Raw genomic sequence first — 21,046 nt, forward strand, 5'->3', positions numbered from 1 at the left:
TTCGCCTCGTGTTGCAGGAGTTTGCGGAGCAGCTTCGGGCAGAATATCCGTCAGAAGTCTTGCTGGTCGAATCGCTCTTGGAACGATTCCTGAACGATCTGCCCGCTCTTTGGATGAGTCGTCTGCGTGCACAGAAGTGTGCGTGAATGGCTTTCGACATTCAGTTCAAGCTGATTTATCAAGGCATACGGGATGTTTTCCGTGTGCGAAGTTTGAGTTATAAAGCAAAAACTTCGCTGAGGTAGTAATTTATGAAAAGATTCAGAATGAAATCGTCGCAGGAAGCAGATGGTGACGCTTTTAGCACCAGTTTAAGTGACTTGATGGCTGGCTTATTAGGTGTCTTTGTCCTTGCACTAGCGTATTTTATGCTCAATGTAGGCGATATTCAAAATCAATATACCGGTAATACCGAAAAACGAAATGCCATGCTCAAAGAGATAAAGGCCGAAATGAAGCAATATGATGTCGATATTCAAATTGTGGAAGATCAGGGCATTATTCGAATACCGGCAGGTGTTTTATTTGAATCCGGAGAAGCAGATATTAATGGTGAAGGAGCAGAACATATCAATGAATTGTCACAAGTGCTTTATCGGGTACTCCAAGAGGATACTTATAAAAACTCGGTAGATACCATTTTCATTGAAGGTCATACAGATAGTGATCCAATAGAAAACCATCCCCGGTATCGCTCTAATTGGGATTTATCTACCGAAAGAGCCATTAATACATTAACAAAATTGGAAGAGGATAATGAATCACTGAAGCAGCTTAAAAATGCAGTAGGTAATCCTATTTTTTCCTGTTCCGGTTATGCGGATACGAGACCGGTGACGACTGATGAAGAGAGAAAGGCGGAAAATAGGCGTATTGATTTGCGTTTCACTATGATGCCACCTAAAGAATCATCGAGATAAAGGAGTTCCCAATGGAGACCTTACTAGAAACTCTTTCAAAGCTTAAAGAGAGTGGAATAATTCTGTCCGATTATACTCGCTTATCTACCAAGGAAATGTTTGTGCAGCCTATCGCTATTAACAGACTTATAAGAAGATTGGGAGATATTTCGGGAAAACCAGTCGCAGGTATTGATGTTAATAAACTGTATGGGAAGGTTACTGCTGCTGTAAAAGGGAAAAATAAAACGATTGAGTTTAGCCATAAAGAAGCCAGATGTTTTCCTGTATTGTTATCTATGGCAAAAGACAATAATGAGGTCATACGGTTTCTGCTTGATCATATTGACTTTCAGAAGTCCGCGTCTTTCCGGCGGGCGGTAAATGCATATTTCAATATCTATGCCGACAATAATATGGCAGTTAGTTCATTGGGAAAGAAAATCAGGGCGGCTTTGGCAAAGAATCATGACCTTATTCATGCAGTACCCTATTTAAGGGGACACGAGAATTTTTTATCCGAGAAAGGGCCATACTATCTGGCGGATTACATAACCGAAGGGGTTCTTGCATTTTTCAAAGATAATCCTTTATTCCCCAATTTTTTCCCCTGGACTTTATTTACTAAGAAATCTATTATATTAGCCTCAATTAAGAACAGCCAGAATGACACGCAGGAAATGAATTTGTTCAGAGAAATTGCTCATACCGATTCTTATAAGAATCTTGTCCCCCGTTTGGCAGAAAATGCTATTTTTGCAGTTGATAAAGGAAATGATATCCACTATCGTAATGAGTTGCTTTTTGAATTAAACAAGGCAATGGGGGATCCAAGAGATGATAACCAGGCATATCACTGGGCCGATGTAAATCCGAAGGCAGTGGAGATTTATCTCTATTGGCGAAAGAGAACAGACCTTGATTTGTTCTTTAATATTATCAGCCAGACAACGGTAAGAGACGTATCAGCTGATAAGATGTGGATTTATCGTAAAAGATTCTGGGAAAAATATTTAAGGGATATGAAATATACCCGTGTGGTACTAGGTCCTGAAGCAGAGAAAATTGCTAATCGTTTATATAGGAGTAAGATTCCCTCTTATGCGCGCCTTGAACGCTGCAGCCCGCTGCAGAGTCTATTCCTTTGCAGTATTGGAAACTATGTTTTCTTGGAAGTCAGCCACAATGGTTCAGTAAGAGTCTATCGAATGGGAGAAGCACCAATTCCCTTTTTTGAAAAAGCTGGGTATAGGCGGACATATAGTTATACCGATGTCACGCAGGCCAATTATGTTTACAAGAAAGCGCATCTTCATTCAGAAACTGATTCCTGGCAGAGTGCTTTGAGAAGATGGATTTTTGAACATTGTCGTGCGAATGGTATGTATTGAGTTGTGGCAGTCTTTTGGGTAAAGGGATTGCCTGATTAATAGGGGCTTGTAAAATGAATACATCTTGGAAGGTTACTGAATCAGGATATTCTTTTCAAAAGACAGATTCTGTGGATAAAGAAAAATGGGAATGGCTCACAGGTGAGCTTGAGATGTTATATTCGGAGGGTAAAGCCTTATATTTGGATTCTTGTTATGTAATCCCACATGATACGGCCTCGTCTTTTAGCGAAGGGAAAAGACATCTTTTAGGCCTGCCACCTGTATTTCCATATGATATCTATGTAACTTCCAATGGACGTATCGGCACATCAGGCTTCTCCTTTACCATCACGTACAGAGATAAGAATAATGAGCCAATTATCAATCCGGTCATCATCGGTTCCTATATTGAAATTCATAAAGTGGGGACGGGCATGTCGTTTATGTTCAATCATGCCCAGTATGATTTGGTTCGCGAGGTCATACATTTTAATAAAATGGTAGAGGAAGAAACCGATTCGAAAGAACTGGTTCCTTTAGGCTTGGAAATTATGGCTAAAGTCAAAAGCTATATTCAGGTAGCTGATGCAACAGCAGAGCCATATATCAAGAGCACTAAAATAATGGCTCCCGATGCACTCTCCGTTAAAGTAGAAAGCAATGGTGATGGAACCTACCGGGTTATGCCAGTACTCCTAAAAAAGAATATGAGCGGGGAGTATGAAGTTAATGGCGACTCTTTTTCGCGTGCTTATAATCGTAAATTTACTGCACAAAGACACTATCTGGGAGAAGATAAGGTTCAATATGTTTTCACTAAGAAACAGAAGGAGGGGTTGGCAAAAGTCAAGAAACTTGGCAAAGTCAATCAGGAAACAGCAGAAATTATACGAAAACAGCCGCAGAGTATTTTTACTGAAGACGTATTCAATTTTGATATAAATCTATATTCAGATCGCGTGCAGTGCATTGGTGATTATATACGGAAAACCAATCCATTTATGCTGAATGGATTGCATGGTCATTGGCTCCCGGATGAATCCGTTCAGCTTGAAGATGGAGAAGAGTTATCAGACACGGATGAATTAGAGATAACCAGAGATAATGTGTCAGAAATTCATGATTCTATTTTAGAGGCAATAAATAATCAAAAGGACTCATTTTCCTACCATGGGACAAAATATCTTATAACAGAGAAATTGATTGATACTGTTGATGCTGTTTTTGAACATGCGAATAAATATGCCAATGATAGTAAAAATGTGCCTGAGAATCCGGGTGATACCATAAAAAGTACAAAAAATATTCTTATCATCAAAGATAATACTGATGCTTTGGAATATGTAAATAATCAAGGCAAATCAAAAGATTCAGATCAAATGACTAAGTTATTATTTGCCGGGTTACGTCCTGAAATCCGATTATTTCCACATCAGATTGAAGGTGTTCGTCATTTGGCTAACTGTTGGCTGGAAGGACATCATGGTGCTTTATTGGCCGATGATATGGGACTTGGCAAAACATTGCAGGCTTATAGCTTTATTTCCGGAATGAAGAAATCATTGAAACATATGGAGTCGGTCCTCATTGTAGCACCGGTTTCCTTGTTGAAAAACTGGGAAGATGAATATCAGAAATTTGTTAAGCCTGACGTCTTTGATGGACTATGTCTGCTTTATGGAGAACACTTATCTAATTACAAGAAAGTGGAGCGAATTGCAAATAGCGAAGAACCTATCCTGACGTTGGATTTGGCAGGATTAACGGAAAATCATATCATACTGACAACCTATGAGACTTTACGCATGTATCAGTTGACCTTTGGGAAAATGAAATGGTCCGTTATGATTATTGATGAAGCACAAAAAATAAAAAATCCACAAAGTCTGGTTTCTATGGCTGTTCGTGGGATGAATTATGATTTTGGAATCGCCCTGACCGGTACGCCGGTAGAAAATACGTGGATTGATTTGTGGACTATCATGGATTTTGTGGCACCGGGTAAGATGCACAGCCAAAAAGAATTTACTTCCCATTATGTAAAAAGTTTACAAAATATTATAAAGACCGGTGGGAATGCTGATGCTATTGAAGGTTTGGGAATGGAACTTCGACGGGATTTAGATCCTCTTTTTATACGAAGGATGAAAAAAGATGTGGCAAAGTCTCTACCGCAGAAAGCAGTTTTCAAGGTAAAGGAAATCATGCCGCCTGTACAAAAGCAGGCATATGAATCAATTATTGCAAGAGCAAGATTAGCAAAAAGAACGAAAGGGAAAATAAATCCACTGCAAATTATTAACGATTTAAGAACATCATCGTTATTCCCTAATTTAGACAGAATGAATGAAGGATTATTCCTGAATTTGAGTGCAGAGGATTTCTTTATGTCATCAGCCCGTTTAAAAAGGATGCTGTATATTCTATACGCCATAAAAAGAAGAAATGAGAAGGTCATCATCTTTGTCACATTGCGATTAATGCAGCAAAAACTTAGGCGTGAGTTGAGTAAACTTTTCCAGATATACATACCGGTAGCTATTAATGGAACTGTGGAGGCAGAATCCAGACAAAAGATTGTGGATGAGTTTAATTCTGCCCAAGGCTTTCAAATCTTGATTCTATCGCCGGAAGCAGCAGGAGTTGGTTTGAATATTACAGGAGCTAATAATGTAATTCATTTGTCGCGCAGCTGGAATCCGGCAAAAGAAGACCAGGCTACGGATCGTGTATATCGCATTGGACAGAAAAGGGATGTGAACGTGTACATTCCGATTGCCTATGATTCGGCGCTAGGCGAAGGGGAATGTTTTGATGAGAAATTGGATAAATTGCTGGATTTCAAACGTTCTTTATCAGACGTAGCTCTTTTTCCGTCAGTGGAAACCCAGAAAGATCAAGAGTATCTTTTAGGCTGCGTCTTTAATCATGAGGATGGACCACAAAGTATCTCCTCGGCGGAATCATGGGATATGGATGAATTGGATAGAGTTAATGAAAAGACGTTTAAGAGTATATCGGCAAAACTTTTGCGGAATCTTGGATATGATGTCAGCGTTGCAAATCGGCGAGGTGTGGATTTAAAAGCAGATAGGAGTAATGGAGAAGTCCTGCTCGTACGCTGTGCACAATGCATATATCCAGATAAACTCAATATTGAGGACATCATAGGCATTGCGGATGCGGTAAAAAGGAAAAGTGATATTGGGGCTTTAGTTATTACCAATTCAACATCAATAGACCAACATATTACTAACTATGCAAGAAAAATGGATGTACAGATTTGGAATAGACAAACGTTAGAAAATCTGCTGAACATGCATCCCGTTTTGAAGTAAGTGGCTGAATTGCTCTGTGGCTGGCGGTAATAGTTATGGAATATATGTGGGCATTGACTAATGATGGAAGATGTACATTTTTAGCAAACCAAAGATTATCCCTTGCCGTATGCTATTAATGATATTTCGAAAGCAGGTATATCGCGGGCAGCTGGACTGTTTGAAACATCATTTGAGTCAAGGAGGCGCGTTATGGGGCATGGCATATTGTCAGGATGTCCATTTCATTTGACTAACAGTTGGTCAAACGATATCACTCTTTCATACTCTGAGCTTCATCGGTGGGAGAGTCAGAATTCCCGAAAGCGAAAGAAGAATCGAAAAGCGACGTCTGATTCTGCAAAGAAGAAAACACAAAAATCCGACTCTACTATTACAACAAAAAAAGCAAAAGTACCTACTACTTCTGGTGGCAAGAAACCTAGTGTGGAATTGTCCCGACTACAAAGAGCGAAATTCATTATGCCTGCAACATATAGGCAAGTTAGTGGGAATTTGGATACGGTTAAAAACGAATTGCAGAAGATGATTGATCGGCATCATGCGAAAGAGGCTTCTATGGAGGGATGGTGAACATAGCGATTTAAAGCAGGAAAAGCGACTGGAGCTAATTCCAGTCGCTTTTCCTGCTTTAACCTAAAATTAAGATCATAGGTGAAAATAAAGTTTCCTTTATGATATACAATTACTTTCTCAATATTAGGTTCTGTCATAGTAGTGAGTATAACAGGGACTTGCCCGGGATTCGGGATTTCCTTATTCTTTACTGGAGGGGGTCCATCCGGGCGGGAGGCTGGCTTTGGAGCCCAGGGCGGTGACGGGGGAGTTGTATCCTTCGGTACCGGCGCCGGGGCGGCCGGTGGGGTAGTAGACGATGCGGGAGGGATCTTCCCGGTCCACGGAGTAAATGTGGTCGGCGTCTTTTTTCTGCTTATCTGCCAGGGCGAAGGGGCGGTTCAGGGGCAGCTTGGAGCGGGCCATTTCTGTTTTTCTTGTCTGCTTCAGCAGCCATTCGTAGCAGGCCGGTGTGCCGTGGCCGTAGAACCAGGCGGACATATGGCTGACGCTGCCGGTGAGGACGGTATGGTAGATGCCTGTTTCATTGGGCCTTGCGGTGAGGCGGCGGATGGATGCGTTCCGTTTCCTGGCGGTGGTGGTGCTGTCGAGGAGGAGTTCTTCCCGGGGGATGGTCAGGCCGGCGAGGTCCTGATAGAGTACCCGGTATTCCGTATTTTCCTGGGCCGTATTGAGGTAGAGGATGTTGTCATCGGAAACCATGTAGAGCCAGTTGTTGTAGTTCACCGGATTTCCGTGGCTGTCTTTCTGCCATACGATGGTGCCGTCGGCAGGCATGTTGTAGTAGGCGGTGCCGTTGAAGGGGTAGTCTTTGTTGAAGTTGTTGCCCCATTTGCAGCTCATGGGCAGGAGGGCGGCGAAATAGTTGTCCCGCTGGGCTGCCATGGCCATGATGGTCATGCCGCCCATGGACTGGCCGCTGCCGTAGATGCGGTCGGGATCGATGTGGTACTGGCGGGTGAGGTGATCCATGAGCTGCCAGATGGCGAGTTCGGCGCAGCTCAGGGTCCAGTTGTCCCTGGCCATGCGGAGCTCATAGTGGGGATGGGCTTCGTCCATGGCGTAAAATTCCGGAATGGCGGGGCATACTACGATGACGCCGTCCAGGCCGTTTTTTCTGGCGAGGTTCTGGAAATCTTCGGAAGCGTAGTTGGAGGCGGCCTGGGATTCGGTGAGGGTGAGGCGGGGGTCAGCGCTCATGGAGCCGGCGTCATGAATGTACAGGAGCAGGCCGTAGGTTTTATGGGGGTCATAGTCTTTTGGCACGTAGAGGGCGTAGGGCAGGTCCAGGTCCCAGTACCGGCCATTGGCTTCGTCGAAGCAGTGGACGGCATGGAAGGCGGTGCCGTTTTCCAGTGTATGGAGCTGGTATCCTTCGATGCCCCGGATATGGTAGGAGCCTTCTTTGGCGTAGTTGTAATATTCCGGTGCCCTGGGCTTTCCGGTCTGGGGGTCATAGCCTACGTAGGTTTCTTTCGTGTAGTTGGTGATGGCTTCATCGGATGGGAGGATGATGCCCTTTTCCGCCCGGATGGCTTTCTTCTGGGTTACGCCGGCGTACATGGTAATGGCATAGGACCGGGGGAACCGTCCGGTCTGGTAGTCCGTATTCACTTCGATGATGACGTAGGAGCCCGAGGAGGTGCCGCCTTTGGCGTCCATTTCCGGCTTGTCATTGACATAGACTTTTTTGATTTGACCGGGGCCTTTTCCCTGGGTCAGGTCTTCTTGGCGAAGGGTGGTGCCGTAATCATCAATGGAGTAGGTGTCTGTACCCACGGATGAGGCAGGAATGGCCCGGTCGTAGGACAGAATGACGGCCTGCAGCTTGGAACCGTCGGTATCCACAAAGCCGGCGGCTTCCATGTGTTTCACTGCGTTTTTGGCAGTGGTCACAAAAGAAAGGGCGCCTGCATCTTGAACGGCAGATGCAGCAGCATTTGATGCATACACCCCGGCAGGCGCGGATACCATGGCCAGCGAGACGGCGGCCAGTAAGGAAAGAATGACTCTGTTTTTACGTTTCATGAAAATGCCCCTATCTGACATGAACAGGCTATGCGGCGGCATAGCTTTGCTTTTTGAAATGAAATAAAAAATCACGCTTCCTTCATGCATGTATCTTAGATTCTCCACAAACCAAAATACAGAAAGGTGGTACGTGATACAGTCATTATACATCAAAGGGGCTGAAGTTTAAAGGTGACGGAAGATATTGACTTTGAGGAAGTTTATTGGGGACAAGCCCCTATGGGGCTTGAGGGTTGACGGCCCTTCGGGCCGAAGGTTCTTAAGGGGCTTAAGTTTGACGCGCCTTTGGCGTGCACAGCGAACATGATTTGAAGGAGCAAAGCGACGCACAAATCATAGTGAGTCGTTTCCCCTTTAGGGGCGAGGGTTGTTGTAGGGCGCCTTTAAATTATAGAAGGCGCCAGTTTGTATAAAACCATACAACCGCCCTGCGGGCGTCGGAAATGCACCCCTTTTGGTGGCTGGCGCCACCACCTTCCCCCCGGCGGGGGGGGACTTTATTCTTCGCTATGCGTTGAGTGAAGGGATTGCTTTGCGGAACTTTATTCTGCCCCTGTGCACATCCTGCATAGGATGTGCAAGTCGGTCAAAGTAGGCCCTTAGCCTGCCCATAAAAGGGCCTTCCTTTCGATTGACCGACCGAACTGCGGGGAAAGTCCGGCGAAGCCGGATAGTGGGAGGCGAGCGCAGCGAGCCAATCAGCAGAATTCCTATCATAGCGTATGATACAAAAAGGTAAATCCGTAACGCTGATTTTATACTCATCGCCCGATAGGGCGATACCACAACCCTCGGCCCGAAGGGCCGTCAAACTTAAGAACCCTTGGGCCCGAAAGGGCCCATCAATCCTAAGAACCTTTCCCTTCACAACCCTCGGGCCAAAGGCCCCGTCAACCCTCACGCCGAAGGCGTGTCAAATCCCTTTGAACCCTCTGCCTCTTTATCATATAATATGTACAAGAGTATGGATGAGGCACTGTTTTTGTGTAAGGAGATTTTAATTTTTCTACCCTATTGAAAAAACGGTGCTGTTTCTATATGATTATAGAGATAACTATTTTGATGTTATGAATTAGGAGGCCGGCATGAGCGCGATTTCACTACAAGGTCGTTCGGTTCTCGCCTTAGCTGATTTTTCAGCGGAGGAGATTGAACGGATCCTTCAAGTAGCAGCACAGATGAAAAAGATTGTTTTGTCTGACAACAAGAAGAGAGATTTCCTCAAAGGGAAATCCATGGTGACAGTGTTTTCCGAAGCATCTACCAGAACACGCAGTTCTTTCGAGCTTGCCGGTAAATATTTGGGAGCCGATGTGATCAATATTACAAAGAGCGGCAGCTCGATGACGAAAGGTGAAAGCATGCGAGATACATTGCTTACCGTTTCCGCAATGGGAGTGGATGCAGTGATTATTCGTGATTCGTCAGAGGGTGCCGCTCTTTTTGCATCCAAAGTGATGAGCCCGAAGGTGAAGGTGCCGGTGGTGCTGAATGCCGGCGACGGGGCCCATGCCCATCCCAGCCAGGCGCTTCTGGAGCTCTTTACGCTGAAGGAAGCGGGGAAGAATATCAAGGGCATGAAATATGTGATTATCGGCGATATTCTTCATTCCCGGGTGGCCCGGAGCGATATCGTGGGATTTACGAAGCTGGGTGCCGAGGTGCATCTGGTGGGACCCCGTACGCTGGTGCCAAAGGAACTGGAGGCCATGGGATGCATTGTGGATGATGATCTGGAAACGGCGCTGAAGGATGCGGATGCTATCAATATTCTCCGTATCCAGCTGGAAAGGGCGGCTGCCGGTTTCATTCCTACCACCCGCGAGTATGCCCGTCTCTTTGGCATCAACAAGAAGCGGCTGGCTCTGTGCAAGCCGGATGTGGCGGTGATTCACCCCGGTCCCATGAACAGGGGCATCGAAATCGGTTATGATGTGGCTTATGATGAGAAGTCCTGGATCCAGGAGGAAGTGCGCAACGGCGTGGCTGTGCGTATGGCTCTGGAGTATTTGACACTGACGGAGGGTAAAGACATTGATGCTCTTAATTAAAAACGGAACCATTGTAAATCCCGCAGAAAAGCAGCATGAAGTGGGAGATATCCTCGTAGAGAATGGAAAGATTCAGAAAATAGCAAAGGAAATCCCCGTCCCGGAAAGTGATGTGGAAGTGTTTGACGCTAAGGGCCTGGTGGTAACGCCGGGGCTCATTGATATGCATGTGCATCTCCGCGAACCGGGGCAGGAAGCGAAGGAAGATATCCATACAGGCACTGAGGCGGCTGCTGCCGGCGGGATCACCCGGGTGGCTACCATGGCCAATACGAAGCCTGTCATCGATAATTCCGCCGTTCTTCGGGATGTGCAGAAGCGGGCAGAAGATGTGGGCGTGGTGAAGGTAAGCGTTATCGGTTCCATTTCCAAAAATCTGGAAGGAAAGCAGCTCTCTGAAATGGGAGATATGGCAGCCGACGGGGCTGTGGCTTTCTCCGATGACGGCCATTATGTGGAAAATGCCAATTTCATGCGCCGGGCCATGGAGTATGCAGATATGCTCCATAAAATGGTGATTGACCACGCCGAAGACATGACCATGTGCGGCGGCGGTTTCATGAATGAAGGCAAAGTATCCTATGCCATGGGCGTCACCGGACGTCCGGCGGCAGGGGAGGATATTGCGGTAGCCCGGGATCTGCTCCTTTCCGAGCTTACAGGCTGCCATATCCATATCGCCCATGTGTCCAGCAAAAAGGCGGTGGACCTCATCAGGGAAGCGAAGAGGAAGGGCGTGAACTGCTCTACGGAAGTGACGGCCCAGCATCTTTATTTCACTGATGAATGGCTGAAGGACTATGATACGGCTTTCAAGATGGCTCCCCCTATCCGCAGTGAAGAGGACCGGCAGGCGCTGATCGAAGGGCTGCGGGACGGCACCATCGATGCCATCATGACGGACCATGCGCCTCACTGCAATGAGGAAAAGAATGTGCCCTTCAACTGCGCACCCAACGGCATTGCGGGGCTGGAAACGTCTCTGGCTTCCACGCTGACCGTACTTTATCACCAGCAGGGCTTTACGCTGGACCGCATTGTGGAGCTCATGAGCGTGAACCCTGCCAGGCTTCTGGGCGTGGAAGGCGGCGTGCTGAGGGAAGGCGCTCCTGCAGATATTACTGTATTTGATCCGGAGAAGGAGTGGACGGTGCATGGGGAAGACCTCTACACCAAGTCTCTCTTTACTCCCTATGAAAATATTACCCTGAAAGGAAAGGCAGTCCTCACCGTGGTGGATGGGGAAGTGGTTATGAAAGAAGGAAAGGTGCTCAAATGAAAGGCCTCTTGATTTTGGAAAACGGCGCCCGTTTCGAAGGGGACCTTCTGGGAACGGTGGAAGGTCTGGGAGAACTGGTTTTCAATACGGGCATGACAGGATACCAGGAATGTTTCACGGATCCCTCCTATGAAGGACAGATACTGACCCTGACTTATCCATTAATCGGCAACTACGGCGCCAACGACCTGTTCATGCAGAACAGGAAACCCGCCGCTGCCGGCTATGTGCTGGACCAGATTGCAGACCATCCCAGCAACTGGGAATGCAAAGAAAAGATTACCGATTTCATCGAAAGATACCATGTACCCTGCCTGTACAATGTGGACACCCGGGCGGTGACCCGCATGGTCCGCACCCAGGGCGTCATGAAGGCCATCATCGTCAGTGCCGACAGAAGCGAGGAATTCATTCAGGCCGAGTTGGCAAAGCCTCTCCACCGGGACCAGGTGGAACGGGTGACTACGGCCTATCCCTATACTTATGGAAATGGGAAATACCAGGTGTCCCTTCTGGACTGCGGTCTCAAGAAGAATATCCTGGTGAGCCTGGCAGCCAATGACTGCACGGTCCACGTATTTCCTGCCCATACATCGGCTGAAGAGCTGCTGGCCGGCAATCCCGACGGCATTTTCCTCTCTCCCGGACCGGGGGATCCCAAGGATGTGCCCTATGTGGTGGATACGGTGAAGAAGCTCATCGGTAAGCGCCCCATTTTCGGCATCTGCCTGGGCATCCAGATGCTGGCCACCGCTCTTGGCGGCCACACCTTCAAGCTGCCTTTCGGCCATCGCGGCTCCAACCATCCGGTGAAGGATCTGCGCACCGGAAGGGTGTACATTACCAGTCAGAACCACGGCTACGCCATTTCCGATGAAGGCCTTCCGGACTCCATCGTAGTGACCCACCGCAGCGTGAACGACGGTACCATCGAAGGCATCCGCCACAAGACCCTGCCTATCCAGGCCGTGCAGTACCATCCGGAAGCATCTCCGGGACCGAAGGATAATTTCTATCTCTTTGCTGAATTTACCAAGGCCATGGAGGAATTTAAAAAATGATTAATAAAGACGTGAAGAAAGTCCTTGTCATCGGTTCCGGCCCCATCGTCATCGGCCAGGCAGCGGAATTTGACTACGCCGGCACCCAGGCCTGCCGCTCCCTTCGGGAAGAAGGGGTGGAAGTGGTCCTGGTAAACAGCAATCCTTCCACCATTATGACGGACGTGGACATTGCTGACCGGGTCTACATCGAACCGATTACCCTGCCTTTTGTGACGGAAGTCATTAAGAAAGAAAGACCGGATGCCCTGCTGGCTACCCTGGGCGGCCAGGTGGGCCTCAACATGGCAGTGCAGCTCTCCGAAGCAGGAGTGCTGGAAAAATACAACGTGAAGCTTCTGGGCTCCTCCCTCCATGCCATCAAACATGCGGAGGACCGGGAACTTTTCAAGGAAGCCATGGAAGAAATCCATCAGCCCGTACCGGAATCGGAAATTTTTGAAGAACTGGAACCGGCCGTGGCTTTTGCCGATAAAATCGGCTACCCTGTCATCATCCGTCCTGCCTATACCCTGGGCGGCACCGGCGGCGGCATTGCCCATGACCGGTATGAAATGGAAGAAATCGCCAACCGCGGCATCAAGCTGTCTCCTATTAACCAGATCCTGGTGGAACGGTCCATTGCAGGCTGGAAGGAAGTGGAGTTTGAAGTCATGCGGGACAGCGCCGACAACTGCATCATTGTCTGCGCCATGGAAAACATCGACCCCGTAGGCGTCCATACCGGCGACTCCATCGTGGTGGCCCCCACCCAGACCCTGACCGACGGCCAGTACCAGATGCTCCGCACCGCCTCCATCAATATCATCCGCTACCTCCAGATCGAAGGGGGCTGCAACGTGCAGTACGGCCTGGATACCAAGACGAACCAGTACTATGTGATCGAAGTAAATCCCCGCGTGAGCCGTTCCTCTGCCCTGGCATCCAAAGCCACCGGCTACCCCATTGCCAAAGTGGCAGCCAAGGTAGCCCTGGGCATGCACCTGGATGAAATCACCAATGCCATTACAGGCAATACGAAAGCCTGCTTCGAACCGTCCATTGACTATGTGGTCTGCAAATTCCCCCGCTGGCCTTTCGAAAAATTCACCCTGGCGGACCGTGAAATAGGCACCCAGATGAAGGCCACCGGCGAAGTGATGGCCCTGGACCGCACCCTGGAAGGGGCACTCCTCAAGGCACTCCGGTCCCTGGAAGTGGGAGAGGGGTATCTGCACCTCAAGAAACTGGACAGCCAGTCCCTCTACGATATCCGCTGTCTTTTGAAGCGCATCGACAATGAAAGAATCTTCGTAGTGGCCGAAGCCCTCCGCCGCGGCATTGAACCGGAAGAAATCAACCGCATTACCCGCATCGACCTCTTCTTCATCTATAAAATCCAGAATATCATCAAAATGGAAAGACGCCTCCTGAAGGAAGGCCTCACCGAAGACACCCTGAAAGCGGCCAAACGGATTCAGATGCCTGATGAAGCCATCGCCCACTTTGCAGAAGTGACGGTCAAGGAAGTGGAAAATTTCAAAAAGAAACTGGCTTTCCACCCCGATTTCAAAATGGTAGATACCTGCGCCGCTGAATTTGAAGCCCACACTCCGTACTATTACTCCACCTACGGCGCGGAAGATGAAGTGAAACCCCAGGGCAAAGGCTCTGTAGTGGTCTTCGGCTCCGGCCCCATCCGCATCGGCCAGGGCATCGAATTCGACTACTGCTCCGTCCATGCCTCCTGGGCTTTGAAAAAGGCGGGAAAGAAATCCATCGTCATCAACAACAACCCGGAAACCGTATCCACCGACTTTGATACCTCCGACTCCCTCTATTTCGAACCCCTCACAGAGCAGGACGTGATGGAAGTCATTGAAAAGGAAAAACCGGAAGGCGTAATCTGCCAGTTCGGCGGCCAGACCGCCATCAACCTGGCCACCCCCATGGCCAAGAGAGGCATCCGCATCATCGGTTCCTCCAATGAATCCATCGACATGGCAGAAGACAGAGAACGGTTCGACACCCTCTGCGGCCAGCTGGGCATCCCCCGTCCGAAGGGCTGCCTGGTGGAAAGCGTGGAAGAAGCCATGCAGAAAACAGCAGAGCTGGAATACCCCCTCATCGTACGCCCCAGCTACGTATTGGGCGGTCGGGCCATGCAGATCGTCTATGACCAGGCAGAGCTTCGCCAGTACCTGAAAGAAGCGGTGGTGGCATCCCATGAACACCCCGTCCTCATCGACCAGTACATGGTGGGCCGTGAAGTGGAAATCGACGCCATCTCCGACGGCGTGGACGTATGCATCCCGGGCATCATGGAACAGATCGAACGCTCCGGCGTCCACTCCGGCGACTCCATTGCCGTGTACCCGCCCCAGCACCTGTCTGCCGAAGTCATCGACACCCTGACGAAGTACACGAAAGACATTGCCTGCGCCATGAACGTCAAAGGCCTGGTAAACATCCAGTTCATCGTGGTAGGGGGCAAAGTCTACGTCATCGAAGTGAACCCCCGCGCCAGCCGTACCGTGCCCTTCATGAGCAAGATTACCGGCATCAACATGGTGGAATACGCCACCCGCGTGGCCCTGGGCGAACCGCTCCATACCCTGGGCCTGCCCCTGGGACTGGTACCGCCGAAGAACTACGTGGCCATCAAGGCACCGGTCTTCTCCTTCTCCAAACTGGGACTGGTAGAAATCAAGCTGGGACCGGAAATGAAATCCACCGGTGAAGTCATGGGTATCGGCCACACCTACCAGGAAGCCCTCTACAAGGCCGTAGTGGCAGCCAACCTCATGGTTCCCGCCGGCGCCAATGTGCTCATCACCGTCAGCGACCGGGATAAACCGGAAACCGCGGAACTGGCAAAAGGCTTCGTAGACCTGGGCTACCACCTCATCTGCACCTCCGGCACCGGTTCCTATTTCCAGAGCCTCGGCATCCCCGTGGAAATCATCAAGAAGATTCACGAAAAAGGGGAAAACTGCGAAAAGTATCTGAAATCAGGCAAAGTGGATATGGTGCTGAATACCATTTCCTACGGCAGCCAGATCGAGCAGGAAGGATATGACCTGCGCCGCATTGCGGTGGAACTGGCCATCCCCTGCATTACCTCCCTGGATACGGCCAAGGAAGTGCTCCGCGTCATGGCCTCCACCGGCGGCGCCGAACACCATGTAGAAGCCATCCAGGACTATGTGAAGGAGTAATACCATGTCAGGTTTTGTAGAAAAAGGAATCATCCGGGTCCATAACCATGTGGGCCCTGATATCTGGCTCATGCAGATCGAACTGCCCCGCATCGCCAAAGAAGCGAAACCGGGCCAGTTCGTCCATGTGAAAGTGAACGACCCCCGCTATATCCTGCGCCGTCCCATTTCCATTGCCGGCACCGATGCAGGCAGAGGCATCGTGGAAATCATCTACCGCATTGTGGGAAAAGGCACAGAAGCCATGTCCCATCTGAAAGTGGGGGACACCCTGGACTGCCTGGGACCCCTGGGCACCTCCTTTGATATGGACAAGGACCATATCGTGGGCATCGGCGGCGGCGTAGGCATCGCCCCCATCCTCTTCATGGCCCGCGCCTCCCGGGAAGGCCAGATGACCGTAGTCATCGGCGGCAGAAATAAAGAAGAAGTCTTCTGGAAAGACCTCTTCCCCAAAAAAGTAAGACAGATGATCGTCACCACCGACGATGGCTCCTACGGCATCAAAGGCTTCTCCGTGTCCGTGCTGCCCAAACTCTTCGCTGAAGAAAAAGTGGACGAAGCCTGCGTCTGCGGCCCCGGCATCATGATGAGAACCGCCGCAGAAATGGCCAAAGAAGCCGGCGTTTTCTGCGAAGTTTCCATGGAAAGACGCATGGGCTGCGGCATCGGCACCTGCCTTGGCTGCGTATGCGACAGGAAAGACGGCAAAGGCCACTACAAAGTCTGCGCCGACGGTCCTGTATTCAATGCAGAGGAGGTGGTCTTATGAGCAGCCTTACAGTAAACTATCTGGGCATCCCCATGGCCAGCCCCGTCATCGGCGCTTCCGGCACCGTAGGCTATGGATTGGAACTTCATGACTACATCGATATGAAAAAAATCGGCGCCCTCTCCGGCAAAGGCCTGGCGCCCACACCCTGGAAAGGAAACGAAGGCGTCCGGGTGGCCGAAACCACCTCGGGCATGCTGAACTGCATCGGCCTTGAAAACCCCGGCGCCCCCTGGTTCATCGACCACTACCTGCCGGAAGTCAGGAAACTTCCCACAGTCTTCATCGCCAACATGGTGGGAAAGAGCGTGGAAGAATACGCCGAATGCGCCAGAATGCTCACCGTCCCCGGCATTTCCGCCCTGGAAGTGAACATCTCCTGCCCCAACGTCAAAGAAGGCGGCGCCGCCTTCGGCACCGACCCTGCCCAGGCAGCTGCCGTCACCAGAGCCGTCAAGGATGCCACCACCCTGCCGGTGATTGTGAAACTGTCACCAAACGTCACCGACATCGTCTCCATTGCCAAAGCCGTGGAAGACGCAGGAGCTGACAGCATCTCCCTCATCAACACACTCCTTGGCATCGCCATCGACACCCGCACCCGCCGCCCCATCCTGGGCAACATCACCGGCGGCCTCTCCGGCCCCGCCATCAAACCCGTGGCCCTCCGCATGGTATGGCAGACAGCCAAAGCCGTAAAAATCCCCGTCTGCGGCTTAGGCGGCATCATGACCGGCGAAGACGCCATCGAATTCATGATGGCTGGCGCCAGCACCGTGCAGGTAGGCACCGCCAACCTGGCCGATCCCACAGCCATGGAACGCATCGTGAACGAAATGGACGAATGGTGCGATAAAAATAACGTAAAAGACATTAACGAAATCGTGGGAACACTGAAAGACTGAAAAAAGCAGCGGCCAGGCCGCTGCTTTTTTCCTTCACACTTGCCTCCCCCATCTATGGGGGAGGGGGACCGCGTAAGCGGTGGAAGGGGTTTTTTATGGACACGCCCTTTGGGGCGTGAGGGTTCTAAAGTTTGACGGGGCTGTGGCCCCGAGGGTTCTTAAGTTTGACAGCGGCTATGCCGCTGAGGGTTGTGGAGGGCGCCTCTAAATTTATAAAAGGCGCCAGTTTGTATAAAACCTTTACAACCGCCCTGCGGGCGTTGGAAAACAGGCCAACTGCCCTGCGGGCAAGGGAAAGCCACCGGAGGTGGCTGATTACCGTAGTGTTTTTCATGCCCTATGACACAGAAAGGTAAATCCCATAACGTTCTTGCGTCCCCTTTAGGGGAAGAGGGCCACGAAGTGGCGAAGGGTGTGCAAGCGAACTGGATTCATAGGGGAGCCTCGCGACCCGCGAATCCAGTGAGACGCCATCCAGCGAAGTCGGTGTGTACGAGGGTAAGAATGATTATGATGCTCGATGTGGACGTGACCGCCGAAAGGCGGCATTATAATACTCATCGCCCGAGAGGGCGATACCACAACCCTCGGCCTGAAAGGCCGTCAAACTTAAGAACCCTCCGGCCGTCAGGCCGGTCAATCCTAAGAACCTTTCCCTCTGAACCTTTTGAACCCTCTGAACCTTTTGAACCCTCACGCCGCAGGCGTGTCCAATATCAATCCTAAGAACCCTCCAAACCATAACCTGCAAACTATACAATCCATAAATACAAAAGTATTTGACACACTATAGCCCCACCATGCATTTTCATTCACTTTGCTCTGACCAATACCCTGGAATCAATACATGTGAACGAATATTTTATAGGATATGTATGCTATGAAATATATGAATGACGATTCAAGTGAGAAAACAAACTTTGTCAAAGAAATATTGGATAATGGGGTATAAAAGATATATATTATAGACATAAGAGATATGTGTGTATCAACATAGAAAATATGTTGATGGCCCGCAGAGAAGCGGGTACTTTTTATGGAGGCAGAATAAACAATGAAAGAACAGCAGGTTGAAAACGAAGTTGTAGTAGAAGAAGAAAAACAGGAAGAAGTATGCTGGGCATTACTGGAACTGGCATCCATGAATAAACATTAATTTCCATCGACCTGCTGCCGCAAGGCAGCTTTTTTTATTGGCGATATGGACACGCCCTGTCGGGCGTGAGGGTTGACGGCCCGCTGGGCCGAAGGTTCTTAAGGGGCTTAAGTTTGACGCGCCTTTGGCGCGAGGGTTGTGGTGGGGCGCCTCTAAATTATAGAAGGCGCCCTCTTATGAAAAAACCTTCACAACCGCCCTTTCGGGCGAGGGAGATCCCCCTTTGGTGGCTGGCGCCACCACCTTGCCCGGTGGGAAGCATGTCACTGGATTCGCGGGTCGCCTACAGCTCCCCTATGAATCCAGTTCCTTTGCCACCCCCGCTTCGTGGTGGCACTATAAAGCCCCGCTATGCTGTGAGCTGCTTATGAAAGGATTGCTTTTCAGAGCTTTATTCTGCCCCCGCTTGCGGGGGAAGTCCGGCACAGCCGGATAGGGGGTGTATCTGCCGAAGGCAGATAATTCAGCAGAATGGTTATTTTGCCATATGATGCGGATAGGTTAATCCGTAACGCTGACTTCATAAGCATTGCCCGAAGGGCAATCCGCAACCCTCGGCCCGAAGGGCCGTCAAACTTAAGAACCCTCCGGCCGTCAGGCCGGTCAATCCTAAGAACCTTTCCCTCTGAACCTTCACGCCGCAGGCACCCCCAAAGGGCGCGTCCAAACCATTGACATCTTCCCATGGCAGCCTTACAATAAGAATACTAACTAATGCTTATATTTACCGGTCAGTGGGAAGTTCCCCGAGCCTGGTGCAATATAATAAATCCATGAAAACGGGATGAACTTTCATTTCGCTTTCCAGAAGTAAAGGAGAGATTTTTATGGCAATTCGTTTTTCCGATGTACTTGCAAGTATGAAAGGTTCCGACCTGGGTCCTCTTCTGGCCCTCACAGCACAGCCGGACATTATTTCCTTTGCCGGCGGACTTCCTGCACCGCAGACATTCCCGCTGAAGGAACTGACTGAAGTAGCCATTAAAGTAAGAGAAGAAGATGGCGCCGGTGCTATGCAGTACGGCCCCTCCCTTGGCTTCATGGGACTTCGTCAGGCCATTGCCGACCGCATGAACCGCATGTACCAGCCCATGGGCATGTACAAAGTAGACCCGAAGAACATTATGATTGTCACCGGTTCCCAGCAGGGCCTCGATATTACGGGCCGTGTATTCCTGAACAAAGGCGACGTAGTTGTCTGCGAAAGCCCGACATATCTGGGCGCTATCGGTGCTTTTGATTTCGAACAGCCAAATTACGTAGAAATCCCCACCGACGATGACGGCATCATTCCGGAAGAACTGGAAAAAGTACTGTCCACCAATGACAAAGTAAAATTCATTTACGTCATTCCGAACTACCAGAACCCCAGCGGCCGCTGCATGAGCTTGGAACGCCGTAAGAAATTCATGGAAATCGTAACCAAGTACGAAATCCCTGTATTCGAAGACAACCCCTACGGCGACCTCCGCTTCGAAGGCGAAGAAATCGCTCCTCTCATCACCATGGATCCGAAACACCTGGTTATGTACTCCGGCACCTTCTCCAAGACCCTGGCTCCCGGCATGAGACTGGCATGGATGGTTCTGAATGATGAACTGCTGCCGAAATTTGACCTCGTCAAAGGCTCCACCGACCTTGCCACACCGTCTGTTACCCAGCGTGAAGCAGCTATGTACATGACAAACTACGATTTCGATGGACATATCAGAGAAAACTGCAAACTCTACGGCCATCGCCGTGATGTGATGTGCAACGCCATCAAGAAATACTTCCCCTCTGACGTAAAATGCACCTATCCCCATGGCGGCCTCTTCCTGTGGGTAGAACTCCCCGAAGGCTGCAATGCTCGTGACCTCTTCAAATACGCTCTGGAAAGAAAAGTAGCCTACGTACCAGGCGACTCCTTCTTCCCCCAGACCAAGAAGAAGAACTACTTCCGTCTCAACTTCTCCTACAACGATGACGACGTTATCGAAGAAGGCGTAAAGAGACTGGCTGATGCCCTCAAGGCTTATCTGGCTGACCAGAAATAACACATAAAAAAAGAAGCTGCTCCGGCGGCTTCTTTTTTTGTGGGGAAATTGGTAGTATAGTAGAAAATAGACAAGCCCCTTTGGGGCTTGAGGGTTCAGGCGCCTTTCGGCGCCCGGGTTCAAAAGGTTCAGAGGGTTCAAAGGGTGGTGGTAGGCGGCTGCGCCGCCAGTTTGTATAAAACCATACAACCGCCCTGGCGGGCGAAGGCAAAACATGCAAACCGCCCTGGGGGCGTTGGAAATGCACCCCTATCCCTGCCTGCGGCGGTACTTCCCCCGGAGGGGGAAGTACTAGCGATACTATGCCTTGAGATACTTATGAAATGATTGCTTCTCGGCGGGGTATAGTCCCACCGCACAGCGGGGGGAAGG

12 protein-coding genes are annotated in these 21,046 nt (G+C 49.8%); 11 read left to right on the forward strand and 1 reads right to left on the reverse strand.

Going from position 1 to position 21,046, the window contains the following annotated elements; genetic code table 11:
• The first annotated feature begins 251 nt into the window (after nucleotides 1–251).
• The 4 genes from HMPREF9453_RS10985 to HMPREF9453_RS00880 all read left to right on the forward strand — a co-directional run bounded on the left by HMPREF9453_RS10985 (nucleotide 252) and on the right by HMPREF9453_RS00880 (nucleotide 6,183).
• A complete protein-coding gene (locus tag HMPREF9453_RS10985; protein ID WP_008858661.1) occupies nucleotides 252–920 on the forward strand; it encodes an OmpA/MotB family protein in 669 nt (222 codons plus the stop codon).
• Between the two features lie 11 nt (nucleotides 921–931).
• The gene (locus HMPREF9453_RS00870; RefSeq protein ID WP_008858662.1) at nucleotides 932–2,290 is read left to right on the forward strand and encodes an EH signature domain-containing protein; all 1,359 of its coding nucleotides are present in this window, start codon (nucleotides 932–934) and stop codon (nucleotides 2,288–2,290) included.
• A gap of 53 nt (nucleotides 2,291–2,343) precedes the next feature.
• Nucleotides 2,344–5,610 carry an SNF2-related protein gene (locus HMPREF9453_RS00875; RefSeq protein WP_008858663.1) on the forward strand — a complete coding sequence of 1,089 codons (3,267 nt, stop codon included), beginning with the start codon at nucleotides 2,344–2,346 and terminating at the stop codon, nucleotides 5,608–5,610.
• Between the two features lie 192 nt (nucleotides 5,611–5,802).
• Nucleotides 5,803–6,183 carry a hypothetical protein gene (locus tag HMPREF9453_RS00880; protein ID WP_040379423.1) on the forward strand — a complete coding sequence of 127 codons (381 nt, stop codon included), beginning with the start codon at nucleotides 5,803–5,805 and terminating at the stop codon, nucleotides 6,181–6,183.
• Nucleotides 6,184–6,366: 183 nt separating this feature from the next.
• Here HMPREF9453_RS00880 and HMPREF9453_RS00885 read toward each other — a convergent pair whose 3' ends face one another.
• Nucleotides 6,367–8,214: an alpha/beta hydrolase-fold protein gene (locus tag HMPREF9453_RS00885; protein WP_187368029.1), complete on the reverse strand. Its 1,848-nt coding sequence runs from the start codon at nucleotides 8,212–8,214 to the stop codon at nucleotides 6,367–6,369.
• Nucleotides 8,215–9,302: 1,088 nt separating this feature from the next.
• Between HMPREF9453_RS00885 and HMPREF9453_RS00890 the strand changes: the two genes are divergently transcribed.
• The 7 genes from HMPREF9453_RS00890 to HMPREF9453_RS00920 all read left to right on the forward strand — a co-directional run bounded on the left by HMPREF9453_RS00890 (nucleotide 9,303) and on the right by HMPREF9453_RS00920 (nucleotide 20,674).
• Entirely contained in the window at nucleotides 9,303–10,268 is a 966-nt protein-coding gene (locus HMPREF9453_RS00890; RefSeq protein ID WP_008858666.1) for an aspartate carbamoyltransferase catalytic subunit, read from the forward strand.
• Nucleotides 10,252–11,547, forward strand: coding sequence for a dihydroorotase (locus tag HMPREF9453_RS00895; RefSeq protein ID WP_040379429.1), 1,296 nt, complete (start codon nucleotides 10,252–10,254; stop codon nucleotides 11,545–11,547). Before HMPREF9453_RS00890 ends, HMPREF9453_RS00895 begins: the two co-directional genes overlap by 17 nt.
• A complete protein-coding gene (carA, locus tag HMPREF9453_RS00900; protein WP_008858668.1) occupies nucleotides 11,544–12,608 on the forward strand; it encodes a glutamine-hydrolyzing carbamoyl-phosphate synthase small subunit in 1,065 nt (354 codons plus the stop codon). Before HMPREF9453_RS00895 ends, carA begins: the two co-directional genes overlap by 4 nt.
• Nucleotides 12,608–15,805 carry a carbamoyl-phosphate synthase large subunit gene (carB, locus tag HMPREF9453_RS00905; RefSeq protein WP_187368044.1) on the forward strand — a complete coding sequence of 1,066 codons (3,198 nt, stop codon included), beginning with the start codon at nucleotides 12,608–12,610 and terminating at the stop codon, nucleotides 15,803–15,805. Before carA ends, carB begins: the two co-directional genes overlap by 1 nt.
• Before the next feature lie 4 nt (nucleotides 15,806–15,809).
• Entirely contained in the window at nucleotides 15,810–16,577 is a 768-nt protein-coding gene (locus HMPREF9453_RS00910) for a dihydroorotate dehydrogenase electron transfer subunit (protein ID WP_008858670.1), read from the forward strand.
• Nucleotides 16,574–17,482 carry a dihydroorotate dehydrogenase gene (locus tag HMPREF9453_RS00915; RefSeq protein ID WP_008858671.1) on the forward strand — a complete coding sequence of 303 codons (909 nt, stop codon included), beginning with the start codon at nucleotides 16,574–16,576 and terminating at the stop codon, nucleotides 17,480–17,482. Before HMPREF9453_RS00910 ends, HMPREF9453_RS00915 begins: the two co-directional genes overlap by 4 nt.
• 1,983 nt (nucleotides 17,483–19,465) lie before the next feature.
• On the forward strand, nucleotides 19,466–20,674 hold the full coding sequence (locus HMPREF9453_RS00920; RefSeq protein WP_008858674.1) for an aminotransferase-like domain-containing protein: 1,209 nt from the start codon (nucleotides 19,466–19,468) through the stop codon (nucleotides 20,672–20,674).
• Nucleotides 20,675–21,046: the final 372 nt, after the last annotated feature.

It is taken from the genome of Dialister succinatiphilus YIT 11850 (assembly GCF_000242435.1).
Taxonomy (GTDB): domain Bacteria; phylum Bacillota; class Negativicutes; order Veillonellales; family Dialisteraceae; genus Dialister; species Dialister succinatiphilus.

Coding starts and splice junctions, on each gene's coding strand:
- HMPREF9453_RS00910 (WP_008858670.1), top strand. CDS start 15,810: ATGTCAGGTTTTGTAGAAAAAGGAATCATCCGGGTCCATAACCATGTG.
- HMPREF9453_RS10985 (WP_008858661.1), top strand. CDS start 252: ATGAAAAGATTCAGAATGAAATCGTCGCAGGAAGCAGATGGTGACGCT.
- HMPREF9453_RS00915 (WP_008858671.1), top strand. CDS start 16,574: ATGAGCAGCCTTACAGTAAACTATCTGGGCATCCCCATGGCCAGCCCC.
- HMPREF9453_RS00920 (WP_008858674.1), top strand. CDS start 19,466: ATGGCAATTCGTTTTTCCGATGTACTTGCAAGTATGAAAGGTTCCGAC.
- HMPREF9453_RS00890 (WP_008858666.1), top strand. CDS start 9,303: ATGAGCGCGATTTCACTACAAGGTCGTTCGGTTCTCGCCTTAGCTGAT.
- HMPREF9453_RS00875 (WP_008858663.1), top strand. CDS start 2,344: ATGAATACATCTTGGAAGGTTACTGAATCAGGATATTCTTTTCAAAAG.
- carA (WP_008858668.1), top strand. CDS start 11,544: ATGAAAGGCCTCTTGATTTTGGAAAACGGCGCCCGTTTCGAAGGGGAC.
- HMPREF9453_RS00885 (WP_187368029.1), bottom strand. CDS start 8,214: ATGAAACGTAAAAACAGAGTCATTCTTTCCTTACTGGCCGCCGTCTCG.
- HMPREF9453_RS00870 (WP_008858662.1), top strand. CDS start 932: ATGGAGACCTTACTAGAAACTCTTTCAAAGCTTAAAGAGAGTGGAATA.
- HMPREF9453_RS00880 (WP_040379423.1), top strand. CDS start 5,803: ATGGGGCATGGCATATTGTCAGGATGTCCATTTCATTTGACTAACAGT.